This window comes from Streptomyces sp. NPDC027185 (assembly GCF_055567035.1).
Map to the genome: position 1 here is coordinate 380,355 of NZ_JBVHRF010000004.1, position 11,103 is coordinate 391,457.

Genomic DNA, 11,103 nt, shown 5'->3' on the forward strand with positions numbered 1-11,103 from the left:
GGGTTTACAACGGCACCGTAGGTGGCATGTCGATTTCGCCGACGTGCGAATCCCCGAGCGCACACTGAGCGAAAGGCCCTGGCGCTTATGAACACCACGGTCAGCTGCGAGCTGCACCTGCGCCTCGTTGTGTCGAGCGAGTCCTCACTGCCTGTACCGGCGGGCCTGCGGTATGACACGGCCGATCCTTATGCCGTGCATGCCACCTTCCACACCGGAGCCGAGGAGACCGTCGAGTGGGTTTTCGCCCGCGATCTCCTCGCCGAGGGCCTGCACCGGCCCACCGGCACCGGCGACGTCCGCGTCTGGCCGTCCCGGAGCCACGGACAGGGCGTGGTCTGCATCGCCCTGAGTTCCCCGGAAGGCGAGGCCCTCCTGGAGGCCCCCGCACGGGCCCTCGAATCGTTCCTCAAAAGAACCGACGCCGCGGTACCTCCCGGTACCGAGCATCGGCACTTCGACCTCGACACGGAGCTCTCCCACATCCTCGCGGAGAGCTGAGACGCACCACAGCCACCCACCGCAACCAACCCGCACCCGTCCGCGGCGTCCGACTCGGGGAGACGCCGCGGGACCGACAAGTTCATACGGCACACTCCGGCGCCGGCGCCGCGGACCCACCGCGGCGACGGCGCCGGCGCGTGGGTGACACGCTAGAGTCGGCGACCATTCCGCAAGGACCCGGGAGCGGTGAACGGGCCGCTCCACCCTGCCTGGGAGCGAAACCGTGATGATCACCCACGACACCCGGTGCGCCCTGGACGCGGTCGTCGACCTGCTGAACACCGCCCCGGCGGGACCGGGCAGCCCGGACACCCTGGCCGATCCGGCCGCCCTGCGGGAGTTCACCGCACGGCACGCCATCAGCGGCGTCGACACCCTCGGCGACGCCGATCTGACCGCCGTACGCACCCTGCGCGCCCGCTTCGCGGAGGTGTTCGCCGCTCCCGACGACCGCAACGCCGCCGAACTGCTGAACGCGCTGATCGCCTCGGCGGGCACCACCCCGCAGCTGACGGACCACGACGGCTACGACTGGCACGTCCACTACTTCGCGCCCGGCGCCTCCGTCGCCCACCATCTGGCGGCCGACTGCGGTATGGCGCTGGCGTTCCTGGTGGTGGCGGGTGAGCGGGAGCGGCTGCGGCGCTGCGAGGCGCCGGACTGCCGCCACGCCTTCGTCGATCTCTCCCGGAACCGCTCCCGGCGCTACTGCTCCAGCCGGACCTGCGGCAACCGGCTGCACGTCGCCGCCTACCGGGCGCGGCAGCGGGAGGCGGCGGACTGAGGCACACCGGCCACGTCCCCGCCCTCACTGGAGGAACAGGTCGTGGACGGCGCCCATCAGCAGCAGCAGGCCGATGAAGGCGAGGAAGAGCATCAGGGGCGGCTGGGACAGCGCGAAAAGACATCCGCGCGGTTCGGGGGCCGGGGCTTCGTCCCGGGCCAGGGCGCACTCATCGTTCATTTCGCGACGATCATGGCGCAGCCGATCGGTCGCGAATGCCCAATTAACCCCTCAGGGGCGGGAGTTCATCAAATCCCGTGTTTTTTGAGGATCGCTTCGATGTCCGAGAAGTCATCCTCAGGGGCGGCCGTCCTCCCCTTGCCCGCGCCTGTGGGCCCGGAGCCCGTACGGCCGGAGCCGAGGGAGGGTGCGGTGGCTCCCGGGGCGACCGCGGACCGGCGGGCGGCACGGCGCTCCTTGCGGCTGCCGGCGCCGCCCCGGCGGCGCTCCACGGCGCGGCCGATCACGAACAGCACGGCCGAGACCGCCAGCAGGCCGAACCCGGCCCAGACCATCGGCTTGAGGACCAGCCCGGTGAGCCAGTCGATGATGCCGGTCATCGCCAGGCCGACCGGGATGAGGGCGAACGCCGCGATGCGCGTCGCGGCGAGGAAACGCTTGCGGTAGGCCGTCAGCGCGGCGACGGCCAGACCCGCCGCCGACACCGCGGCGCATACGGTCGATGTCAGCATCGGGTCCTCCTGCCCTGGGTGGGAGGGAGCGCGCCCTGCGTCCCCTTCTCCATCCTGCCCTGCCCGGCGGCCCGGGGGCCATGCCCGGCGGCGATGATCAGGGAGACCTCCGGGTCGGTCTCCTCCCGAGGTCCCTGTGCCCCTGCCGCCCGGCGGGCTGGAAGACTGGCCCCATGAACGACTCCCCCGCCACCGGCACCCCGTCCGCCACCCCCGTCGTGCTGGACGTCTGGTGCGAGCTGCAGTGCCCGGACTGTCACGCCGCCCAGGAGGACCTGCGGGCCCTGCGCGAGCGCTACGGCGACCGGCTGGAGATCCGGCTGCGGCACTTCCCGCTGGAGAAGCACAAGTACGCCTACGCCGCGGCGCAGGCGGCCGAGGAAGCCGCCGAGCAGGGCAAGGGCCGCGAGTTCGCCGAGGCGGTGCTGGCCCGTACCGAGGAGCTGGGCCGCTCCGGCGAACGGCTGCTGCTGGAGGTCGCGGACGCCCTGGGGCTGGACTCCGACGAGGTGGACACCGCGCTGATCGACGGCCGCCATCTGCTGATCGTCGACGCCGACCACGCCGAGGGCAAGGCGATCGGTGTGCGGGGCACCCCGACGTACGTCATCGGCGGGGAGCTGCTGGACGGCAGTGCGAGCCAGGAAGGGCTGCGCGCCCGGATCGAGGAGATCGCGGACCGGCTGCTCGGCTAGGGGCTCCGGGGCCCCTCGCGGTCCGTGCCAGCAGAACCCCGGGGCGCGGCTCAGAGCAGCGGTTTGGCCAGCAGGAACCCGGTGGGGCGGTAGCCGCAGGCCGTGGCGAGGCCGCGGGCGGCGGTGTCGTCCGTGCGGACGGTCAGGCCGATGAGGGGCGCCCCGGCGGCCAGGCACTCCCGCTCCGCGACCCCCAGCAGGACCCGGCCGTGGCCGTGGCCGCGGTGTTCCGGGACCACGAAGACGTCGAGGACGCGGCCACCCGGCAGGTCCGGCGGCCGCAGGTCGGTCCAGACGTGGCCGACGCCGGTGCCGCCCGCCACGAGGGTCCGTAGCGCGTGGTGCGGGGTGGCGGCGCCCTCCACCAGGAAGGCATGGTGCTCGGCCTCCGCCGCCTGCGTAGCTTCTTGCGAGGTCAGGCCCGGTGCGGCGAGCAGCCGGGCGCGGTCCGCGACGGCGGTGGCGCGCCAGTCCGGGTAGGCGGCGGCCGTCAGCGGACGGTCCTCGGCCCCGGGCGGCAGCGGCGGCGCCCCGACGATCACCTTGGCGAGGTGCCGGGCGCGTTCGGTGTACCCCAGGGCCGCCGCGAGGCGCAGTGCGGCCTGCGCGCCCGCGGGGACGGTCAGCGCGATACGGCGGCAGCCCCAGCCGCGCAGCACCTCCTCGGCGGCGAGCGCGGCGACGGTGGCCCGGCCGCGGCGGCGGTCGGCGGCGTCCACCTCCAACGCCTCGATGAGACCGGTGGCGGGCCCAGTGAGCGGGTCGGTGGTGAGGCGGACGCCGCCCACCCGCCGGCTGTTGTCGCAGATGTCGTAGCGGCGGGCGCGGTGGCCCGCGCCGCTTCGGTCCTCCGGTCCCGCGGGACGCAGCGTGGTGGTCACACGGGGCTTCTACCCGCCGCCGCGGCCCCTCATCTCACCGCGGGTCGAAGTCGGCGGCGGCGCCCGCGTCGAAGGCGCGCATCGCGGCGCGCGTCACCGGGCCCGGCGCGTCGCCGAGTTGCCGGCCGTCGATCCGCGTCACCGCCTGGACGTCGCGGAGCGTGGAGGTCAGAAAGATCTCCTCGGCGCTCTCCAGGACGTCCAGCGGCAGATCGGTCTCCTTGGCGCCCGCCCAGGCGATGGTGAGGGCGCGGGTGATGCCCGCCAGGCAGCCGGAGGCCAGGGTCGGGGTGTGCAGTTCGCCGTCGAGGACGACGAAGACGTTGGAGCCGGTGCCCTCGCAGAGCGCGCCGACGGTGTTGGCGAACAGCGCCTCGGAGGCGCCGCGCTCCCGGGCGCGGGCGAGCGCGACGACGTTCTCGCCGTACGAGGTGGTCTTCAGCCCGGTGAGCGCACCGCGTTCGTTCCGTACCCAGGGGACGGTGACGGCGGCGGTGGTGTCGGGGCGGCGGGTCGCCTCGCCGAGGGCGACGACCAAGGTGGCGGGGGCGTCGCCGCGGTCGGAGCCGAGGGGGGATTCGCCGCCGGTGTAGGTGATCCGCAGGCGGCCGAGCGGCACCGGGTGGGCGTCGAGGACGGCGGCGCAGCCGCGGCGTACCTCGTCGAGGTCCGGTTCGGGCAGCCCCAGGCCGCGGGCGGAGTACGCCAGCCGCTCCAGGTGGCGGGTGAGGGCGAAGGCCCGGCCGCCCTCGGCCTTGACGGTCTCGAAGACACCGTCGCCGACCGTCAGACCGTGGTCGAAGACGGACACCCGGGCGCCGCCGGCCTCCCGCAGTTCGCCGTCCAGCCAGATCTTCATCGCCCTGTCCTTCCGTTCACTCCGTGCTCGCCCGACGCTACCGCGAGCAGCCGGCGCGCCTTCAGCTCGGTCTCCGCCCACTCCCGCTCGGGGTCGGAGTCCCAGATGATCCCGGCGCCCGCGCCGAACCGCAGCTCGGGCCCGCCCCTCCCGGCACGGTCGATCCAGAAGGTACGGATGCCGACGGCCAGCTCCCCGGTGCCGCGGTCGGCGTCGACCCAGCCGACGCCGCCGCAGTACGGGCCGCGGGGCGCCGTCTCCAGCTCGCCGATGATCCGCAGCGCGCTCTCCTTGGGCGCGCCGGTGACCGAGCCGGGCGGGAAGGTGGCGGTGAGCAGGTCGGCCCAGGCGCCCTTGAGGCGGTGCTCCGCGATCTCACCGCGGACGGTGGAGACGAGGTGGACGAGGCCGGGGTGCTCCTCGACGGCGCAGAGCGCGGGGACGGTGACACTGCCGGTGGCGCAGACCCGGCCGAGATCGTTGCGGACCAGGTCGACGATCATCACGTTCTCCGCGCGGTCCTTGCCCGTCAGATCGGCGGCGATGCGTCCGGTCCCCTTGATGGGGCCGGAGTCGACGGTGCGCCCGTCGCGGCGCAGGTACAGCTCGGGCGAGGCGGTGGCGACCTCGACGCCGTACGCCGGGAGCCGGACCGTGCCCGCGTACGGCGCGGGGTTGCCGAGGGCCAGGACGGCGGTGAGCGCGTCGATGTCGCTGCGGTCCGGATCGGGCAGCGGTGCGCTCAGCACGCGGCAGAGGTTCACCTGATAGACGTCCCCCGTCCCTATGTACGCACGTATGCGGCGCACCCCGTCCATGTAGGCGGCGCGGTCCAGGGAGGTGCGCCAGGCCCCGGGGGCGGGCCCGTGCCAGGCGCGGGGGTCGGGGGCGTCGGCCGGGGTCGCGGGCCGGACGTCGGCGAAGCGGGCGCAGATCACCTCCCCCTCGAACCCGGCCACCACCGCCCACCAGCCCGTGGAATCCAGGGCTGCGGGGTCGGTGGTGACGTCGCGGAGATCGGTGGCGATGAGGCCGCCGAAGCGGGCCACGGGAGGGAGGTCGTGCACGTCAGCGAGTCTAGGTCGCGGGCCCGTCCGGCGCCGTGGGCGAGCCGGACGCGTGGCACCTGCGCAAACGCGTTTTTGTGCTGGCCCGGGAATCCGCTAGAGTTCAACACGTCGCCGGGAAGCGCAAGCGCCCCGGAGGCCCGGTAGCTTCCCGGACACGGTCCGGGAGAGTCACCTGCGGACGTAGCTCAGTTGGTAGAGCACCACCTTGCCAAGGTGGATGTCGCGAGTTCGAGTCTCGTCGTCCGCTCGAAGTGGGGGATCTTCCCGAACCCCTACGCTCCAGGTGGAGTGGCCGAGAGGCGAGGCAACGGCCTGCAAAGCCGTCTACACGGGTTCAAATCCCGTCTCCACCTCCAAGGACGATTAGCTCAGCGGGAGAGCGCTTCCCTGACACGGAAGAGGTCACTGGTTCAATCCCAGTATCGTCCACTGCCCGGTAAGATCGACGGGCCCCGCGCGATTAGCTCAGCGGGAGAGCGCTTCCCTGACACGGAAGAGGTCACTGGTTCAATCCCAGTATCGCGCACGCAGTATCCATGGGGGATTTCGGTTCACCATGATCCCGAGGACGATTAGCTCAGCGGGAGAGCGCTTCCCTGACACGGAAGAGGTCACTGGTTCAATCCCAGTATCGTCCACAGAGAAGAACGAAGGGCCGAAGCGGCGTCAGCTGCTCCGGCCCTTCGGCGTTGCCGGAGTTTTTCGGTGCCGCTCATCCGCCGTACGGGAGCGGGGAGTTGGCGTACCGAGGCGGCGTCACGGAGATTTCCCCGGCCGGAGAACCCGGTGGCCGGGCATCTCCCCAGATGCCCGGCCACTCGTGCCGTCCGCGCCACCCCCGTCCCCACGGGGCTGGGCCGCGCTTCCCCCGTCCCGGGCCGCTCTCCCGGGACCGGGGCGCCGTTCAGCGCCCCAGCGTCACGGCCACGGACGACGCCTGCGTCATGACGGCTTCCCAGCCGCCGAAGACCACACCGAGCAGGAGCGCGAGCGGCAGCGCCATGGCGACCGCGAGCAACGGATGACGGGTGCCCGAAGCGCGGCGGGCGGTGGGCGGGACGACGCGTTCACGCCACCGTGCCCACGATGCCGTGCGCCCCTGGGGGTCCGTCATCCCGGCTCCTGTCGTGTGGTGGTGGCGGCGGGCGTGGAATCTCGGGGGACGAGCTACGGCGCCCGCCGCTCGGGCTCCACACTAGGCACCCTGGCCGGTTCCGTGCGTCAGCCCCTCGTACCGGTGAACGGCCTACGGGAGGAGGAGGGCGGGGCGGGGGACGTACTCCGCTGGTTGCAGAACGGGCTCAGGGTGTCCCTGAGGCGGGCGGGGCTCCGGGGCTGCGGGGAGGGCGAGTTGTCCGGGCTCGGGGTGGCGGGCGCATCCCGGTCGCGGGCGGACGGATACCCCAACGGGTGACTTCTCTCACTCCCGGGGCGGCGAGGGCCGCCCGGCGGCGGCCGGGGCGGCGCGGATTCCGCCCGGTCCGCCGCAACTTGGGCGCGGTGGCGTCGTTCCCCGGCGTACGCCACGGCCGCCGCGCGGAGGGGTCACGGCGGGTCAATGTCCCTGCTGGAGGCGGAGGTTGAGGAGCGAGGCGGGCAAGGGTGGGTGGGCGGCCGGAAATCGCCCTGTGGTGCGGGGGTGCCGGCGGTGACGGTGGTGCCCTCAAGGGGCTCGTGCGCGGCCTCTCAGCGCGCCGGGCCGTCAATCCGTAAGCTGTGCCACGTCAGACGGTTGGCACGGAGTGGGTCTTGCCCACCGCAGGTAGGGGACGGACATGGCGATGATGCGGCTCCGGCGCGAGGACCCGCGTGTCGTCGGGACGTTCCGGCTGCACCGGCGGCTCGGTGCGGGCGGGATGGGCGTCGTCTACCTCGGTTCGGACAAACGCGGGCAGCGGGTGGCGCTGAAGGTGATCCGCCCGGATCTCGCGGAGGACCAGGAGTTCCGTTCGCGGTTCGCGCGGGAGGTGTCGGCCGCCCGGCGGATCCGGGGCGGCTGCACGGCGCGGCTGGTCGCCGCCGATCTGGACGCGGACCGCCCGTGGTTCGCCACCCAGTACGTACCCGGCCCGTCGCTGCACGACAAGGTGAACGAGGAGGGGCCGCTCGATCCCGCGCAGGTCGCGTCGATCGGGGCGGCGCTGTCCGAGGGGCTGCTCGCCGTCCATGACGCGGGCGTGGTCCACCGTGATCTGAAACCGTCCAACATCCTGCTGTCCCCCAAGGGGCCGCGGATCATCGACTTCGGGATCGCCTGGGCGACCGGTGCCAGCACGCTGACACACGTCGGGACGGCTGTCGGTTCGCCCGGTTTCCTCGCGCCCGAGCAGGTGCGGGGCGCCGCGGTGGCCCCGGCGACGGACATCTTCGCGCTGGGCGCCACCCTCGCGTACGCCTGTACCGCCGACTCCCCCTTCGGGCAGGGCAGTTCGGAGGTGATGCTCTACCGCGTGGTGCACGAGGAGGCGCAGCTCGCCGGGGTGCCGGACGCGTTGGCGCCGCTGCTGGCGGCCTGTCTGGCGAAGGATCCGGCGGACCGGCCCAGCACGTTGTCACTGTCGTTGCGGCTGAAGGAGATCGCCGCCCGTGAGGCGCACGGGCTGTCGGGAGTGCCGCGGGACGGTGCCCTCGGGGGCGCGGCGGCCGGTCCCGCCCGGGATGCCCGGCGTCCCGGTGAGCGGCCCACCGGGCGGCGCGCCGATGCCTACGCGCGTCAACGCACCGAGCGGGGTGCGCCCAGGACGCCCGCGCCGCGTCCGGCGACCGGGGGGACGCCCCGGCCGCCGCAGCGGGACGCGGGGGCGCGGGGCGCCGGGCCCGTCCCGTCCCCGGGGCGCCGGCAGAGTGGTGCACGGCCGGCGGGGAAGGTGCCCGCGGCGCGGCCCGGCGGGGGCCGCAGGACGCCGTCGCGGCCGACCGCGGGCGGGCGTCGGCCGGGGCCCGACCGGCGGTTGATGCGGCAGCGGATTCTGGTGTTCGTGACGGTGACGCTGCTGGTCGCGCTGGGTATCGCGGCGGCGCAGGGCTGCCAGGGGCCGACCCGTGGGCTGGGCGAGCGGCCCGTACCCGCCGGGTCGGGCGTCGTGGCGGCGCCAGGGTCGTCCGGCGGGGGCGGCGGTTCTGCCGGAGGCGCGGGGAGCTGAGCGCGGTGCGCGTCGGCATGCGGCCGGCGGAACGCGGCCGTACGTCCGGGGCCGGGCTCCGGGGCGCGGCTGACGTGTTTCCGGGGCCGGCTCCAAGAGGTCGGCTGACGTGTTCCGGTGTCACCCGGCCCGCGGTGGTGCGGGATGCCCCTCCGGGCCGGGTGGCTCCGCCGTCCCGGCGGCCGGGGGCCGTCCCGCGGTCAGGGGCGGGTCGCGTAGAAGGCCACCGCTGATGCCGCGGCGACGTTGAGGGAGTCCACGCCTGCGGCCATCGGGATGCGGACCCATTCGTCGGCCGCGCGCAGCGCCTCGACCGAGAGGCCGTCGCCTTCGGTGCCGAGCATGAGCGCCAGCTTCTCGTGGCCGCGGGCGGCCAGTTCGTCGATGGTGATCGACTTCTCGGCGAGGCAGAGGGCGGCCGTCACGAACCCTTCCCGGCGGAAGAGTTCGATCTCCGCCGGCCAGGAGGACAGCCGGGTCCAGGGGACGTGGAAGACCGCACCCATCGACACCTTCACCGACCGCCGGTAGAAGGGGTCGGCGCAGCGGGGCGTGAGGAAGACGGCGTCGACGCCGAGGGCCGCCGCGTTGCGGAAGGCGGCACCCAGGTTGGCGTGGTCGACGATGTCCTCGAAGAGGGCGATGCGCCGTACGGGCGCCACGCCGTCGCGGCCGGCCGTGGCGAGCAGCGTCGCTGTGTCCGGGAGCGGTTCGCGCTGCATGGAGGCGAGTGCGCCGCGGTGGACGTGGTAGCCGGTGACCTGCTCGGCCAGCTCGGGGCTGACCGCGTAGACCGGTGCCGGGACCTCGTCGATGACGTCGCGCATGACGTCGATCCACTTGGCGGAGAGCAGCATCGAGCGCATCTGGTAGCCGGCGTGCCGGGCGCGGCGGATGACCTTCTCGCCCTCGGCGATGAACAGGCCCTCGGCGGGCTCCCGGCGGCGGCGCAGTGCGACGTCGGTCAGGCCGGTGTAGTCGTGCAGCCGGGGGTCGTCGGGGTCGTCGACGGTGATGATTTCTGCCACGGGGAGATAGTGCCTTGTCGGTGTCGAGGAGCCAATGCCGGATGCGCGAAGGCTACTCGGGGGTACCGCCGACGGCGACGACGTCCCCGATGACGAGGACCGCCGGGGGCCGCACCCCCTCGGCGGTGACCCGCTCGCCGAGGGTGGCGAGGGTGGCGTCGACACGGCGCTGCGCGGCGGTGGTGCCCTCCTGGACGACGGCGGCGGGGGTGTCGCCGGAGCGGCCGTGGGCGATGAGGGTGGCGGCGATGGCGGCGCTGTTGGCGACGCCCATCAGGACGACGAGGGTGCCGCGCAGCCGGGCGAGGGCGGGCCAGTCGACGAGGGAGCGCGGGTCGTCGGGGGCGACGTGGCCGCTGACGACGGTGAACTCGTGGGCGACGCCGCGGTGGGTGACGGGGATACCGGCGGCGCCGGGCACCGAGATGGTGCTGGAGATGCCGGGCACGACGGTGCAGGGGATGCCCGCCTCGGCGAGCGCCTGGGCCTCCTCCATGCCGCGGCCGAAGACGAAGGGGTCGCCGCCCTTGAGCCGGACGACGGCCTTGCCCGCCCTGGCGTGGTCGATGAGGGCCTGGTTGATGGCCTCCTGCGCCATGAACCGGCCGTAGGGGATCTTCGCCGCGTCGATGATCTCGACGTGCGGCGGGAGTTCGGCGAGGAGGTCGCGGGGGCCGAGGCGGTCGGCGATGACGACGTCCGCCTCGGCGAGGAGCCGGCGGCCGCGCACGGTGATCAGGTCCGGGTCGCCGGGTCCGCCGCCGACGAGGGCGACGCCCTTGGTGCGGGCCCGGTGGTGCGGGGCGGCGAGGGAGCCGTCACGCAGTCCCTCGACGACGGCGTCGCGGACGGCGGCGGAGCGGCGCGGGTCGCGGCCGGTGAGGACGGCGACGGTGACGCCTTCGCTGTGGCCGGTGGCCGGGGTCCAGGCGGTGGCGGCCTCGGCGTCGTCGGAGCGTACGGCCCAGACGCGGCGTTCCTCGGCCTCGCGGGAGGCGGCGGCGTTGGCCTCGGGGTCGTCGGTGGAGATCAGCGCGTACCAGGCGCCGTCGAGGTCGCCGGGGCGGTAGCGGCGGCGCTCCCAGCGCAGCTCGCCGGTGTCGGCCATCGCCTCGACGGAGGGGGTGGCGGACGGCGAGACGAGCAGGACGTCGGCGCCGGCGGCGAGGAGGGCGGGCAGCCGGCGCTGGGCGACCTGGCCGGCGCCGAGGACGACGACGCGGCGGCCCGACAGGCGCAGGCCGACGGGGTAGGCGGCGTGTTCGGCGGCGTGCTCGGCCATGGGTACGGCTCCTTGTGCGGATGGGCGGCTGCGGCGGGGACGGGCCGCTGCGGCGGTGGAACGGCGGGGAGGCGTCCGGGGCGCCGCCGGGACCGGCCCCGGTGACGGGTGACGGCCCGGCTCCCAGCCTATAGGGGCGAGGTGGCCTGCTCCGGGGGCCGGGAG

Annotated in this window: 12 protein-coding genes and 5 tRNA genes; 9 read left to right on the forward strand and 8 right to left on the reverse strand. The window is 74.2% G+C overall.

Features of this window, described 5'->3' with window-relative positions; genetic code table 11:
• Positions 1-87 precede the first annotated feature (87 nt).
• Together ACZ4M8_RS15320 and ACZ4M8_RS15325 are read left to right on the forward strand one after the other, a co-directional pair.
• The gene (locus tag ACZ4M8_RS15320; RefSeq protein WP_003959770.1) at positions 88-501 is read left to right on the forward strand and encodes an SsgA family sporulation/cell division regulator; all 414 of its coding nucleotides are present in this window, start codon (positions 88-90) and stop codon (positions 499-501) included.
• A gap of 226 nt (positions 502-727) precedes the next feature.
• Positions 728-1,288, forward strand: a complete 561-nt coding sequence (locus ACZ4M8_RS15325) for a CGNR zinc finger domain-containing protein (RefSeq protein ID WP_467607207.1) — start codon at positions 728-730, stop codon at positions 1,286-1,288.
• 24 nt (positions 1,289-1,312) lie between these two features.
• Here ACZ4M8_RS15325 and ACZ4M8_RS15330 read toward each other — a convergent pair whose 3' ends face one another.
• Together ACZ4M8_RS15330 and ACZ4M8_RS15335 are read right to left on the reverse strand one after the other, a co-directional pair.
• The gene (locus tag ACZ4M8_RS15330) at positions 1,313-1,468 is read right to left on the reverse strand and encodes a hypothetical protein (RefSeq protein WP_399093725.1); all 156 of its coding nucleotides are present in this window, start codon (positions 1,466-1,468) and stop codon (positions 1,313-1,315) included.
• 68 nt (positions 1,469-1,536) lie between these two features.
• A complete protein-coding gene (locus ACZ4M8_RS15335) occupies positions 1,537-1,980 on the reverse strand; it encodes a hypothetical protein (RefSeq protein WP_467607210.1) in 444 nt (147 codons plus the stop codon).
• A 173-nt stretch (positions 1,981-2,153) separates the two neighbouring features.
• Here ACZ4M8_RS15335 and ACZ4M8_RS15340 point away from each other — a divergent pair, with 173 nt between their 5' ends.
• Positions 2,154-2,675: a DsbA family protein gene (locus tag ACZ4M8_RS15340; protein WP_467607213.1), complete on the forward strand. Its 522-nt coding sequence runs from the start codon at positions 2,154-2,156 to the stop codon at positions 2,673-2,675.
• A 50-nt stretch (positions 2,676-2,725) separates the two neighbouring features.
• On the opposite strand, the gene ACZ4M8_RS15345 is transcribed toward ACZ4M8_RS15340, so the two are convergent.
• Genes ACZ4M8_RS15345 through ACZ4M8_RS15355 form a run of 3 tightly spaced genes read right to left on the reverse strand, consistent with a single transcriptional unit; the run spans position 2,726 to position 5,482 of the window.
• Entirely contained in the window at positions 2,726-3,556 is an 831-nt protein-coding gene (locus ACZ4M8_RS15345; RefSeq protein ID WP_467607215.1) for a GNAT family N-acetyltransferase, read from the reverse strand.
• A gap of 34 nt (positions 3,557-3,590) precedes the next feature.
• Positions 3,591-4,415 carry an aminotransferase class IV gene (locus ACZ4M8_RS15350; RefSeq protein WP_467607218.1) on the reverse strand — a complete coding sequence of 275 codons (825 nt, stop codon included), beginning with the start codon at positions 4,413-4,415 and terminating at the stop codon, positions 3,591-3,593.
• Entirely contained in the window at positions 4,412-5,482 is a 1,071-nt protein-coding gene (locus tag ACZ4M8_RS15355) for a chorismate-binding protein (RefSeq protein ID WP_467607219.1), read from the reverse strand. Before ACZ4M8_RS15355 ends, ACZ4M8_RS15350 begins: the two co-directional genes overlap by 4 nt.
• Before the next feature lie 177 nt (positions 5,483-5,659).
• Here ACZ4M8_RS15355 and ACZ4M8_RS15360 point away from each other — a divergent pair.
• The 5 genes from ACZ4M8_RS15360 to ACZ4M8_RS15380 all read left to right on the forward strand — a co-directional run bounded on the left by ACZ4M8_RS15360 (position 5,660) and on the right by ACZ4M8_RS15380 (position 6,123).
• A tRNA-Gly gene (locus ACZ4M8_RS15360) sits at positions 5,660-5,732 on the forward strand.
• A gap of 35 nt (positions 5,733-5,767) precedes the next feature.
• A tRNA-Cys gene (locus tag ACZ4M8_RS15365) sits at positions 5,768-5,841 on the forward strand.
• A gap of 1 nt (position 5,842) precedes the next feature.
• Positions 5,843-5,914, forward strand: a tRNA-Val gene (locus ACZ4M8_RS15370).
• Positions 5,915-5,939: 25 nt separating this feature from the next.
• A tRNA-Val gene (locus ACZ4M8_RS15375) sits at positions 5,940-6,011 on the forward strand.
• A 40-nt stretch (positions 6,012-6,051) separates the two neighbouring features.
• Positions 6,052-6,123: transfer RNA gene (locus ACZ4M8_RS15380), tRNA-Val, on the forward strand.
• Between the two features lie 266 nt (positions 6,124-6,389).
• Here ACZ4M8_RS15380 and ACZ4M8_RS15385 read toward each other — a convergent pair.
• Positions 6,390-6,599: a hypothetical protein gene (locus ACZ4M8_RS15385; RefSeq protein WP_467607221.1), complete on the reverse strand. Its 210-nt coding sequence runs from the start codon at positions 6,597-6,599 to the stop codon at positions 6,390-6,392.
• 661 nt (positions 6,600-7,260) lie between these two features.
• Here ACZ4M8_RS15385 and ACZ4M8_RS15390 point away from each other — a divergent pair.
• Entirely contained in the window at positions 7,261-8,628 is a 1,368-nt protein-coding gene (locus ACZ4M8_RS15390) for a serine/threonine-protein kinase (RefSeq protein WP_467607223.1), read from the forward strand.
• Between the two features lie 200 nt (positions 8,629-8,828).
• On the opposite strand, the gene ACZ4M8_RS15395 is transcribed toward ACZ4M8_RS15390, so the two are convergent.
• The gene (locus tag ACZ4M8_RS15395) at positions 8,829-9,656 is read right to left on the reverse strand and encodes a TrmH family RNA methyltransferase (protein ID WP_467607224.1); all 828 of its coding nucleotides are present in this window, start codon (positions 9,654-9,656) and stop codon (positions 8,829-8,831) included.
• A gap of 52 nt (positions 9,657-9,708) precedes the next feature.
• Positions 9,709-10,938: a uroporphyrinogen-III C-methyltransferase gene (cobA, locus tag ACZ4M8_RS15400; RefSeq protein ID WP_467607225.1), complete on the reverse strand. Its 1,230-nt coding sequence runs from the start codon at positions 10,936-10,938 to the stop codon at positions 9,709-9,711.
• Positions 10,939-11,103: the final 165 nt, after the last annotated feature.

What these genes read in the sequence shown, in the direction of transcription:
- ACZ4M8_RS15385 (WP_467607221.1), bottom strand. Translation starts at nt 6,599, where the DNA reads ATGACGGACCCCCAGGGGCGCACGGCATCGTGGGCACGGTGGCGTGAA.
- ACZ4M8_RS15335 (WP_467607210.1), bottom strand. Translation starts at nt 1,980, where the DNA reads ATGCTGACATCGACCGTATGCGCCGCGGTGTCGGCGGCGGGTCTGGCC.
- ACZ4M8_RS15350 (WP_467607218.1), bottom strand. Translation starts at nt 4,415, where the DNA reads ATGAAGATCTGGCTGGACGGCGAACTGCGGGAGGCCGGCGGCGCCCGG.
- cobA (WP_467607225.1), bottom strand. Translation starts at nt 10,938, where the DNA reads ATGGCCGAGCACGCCGCCGAACACGCCGCCTACCCCGTCGGCCTGCGC.
- ACZ4M8_RS15390 (WP_467607223.1), top strand. Translation starts at nt 7,261, where the DNA reads ATGGCGATGATGCGGCTCCGGCGCGAGGACCCGCGTGTCGTCGGGACG.
- ACZ4M8_RS15340 (WP_467607213.1), top strand. Translation starts at nt 2,154, where the DNA reads ATGAACGACTCCCCCGCCACCGGCACCCCGTCCGCCACCCCCGTCGTG.
- ACZ4M8_RS15330 (WP_399093725.1), bottom strand. Translation starts at nt 1,468, where the DNA reads ATGAACGATGAGTGCGCCCTGGCCCGGGACGAAGCCCCGGCCCCCGAA.
- ACZ4M8_RS15320 (WP_003959770.1), top strand. Translation starts at nt 88, where the DNA reads ATGAACACCACGGTCAGCTGCGAGCTGCACCTGCGCCTCGTTGTGTCG.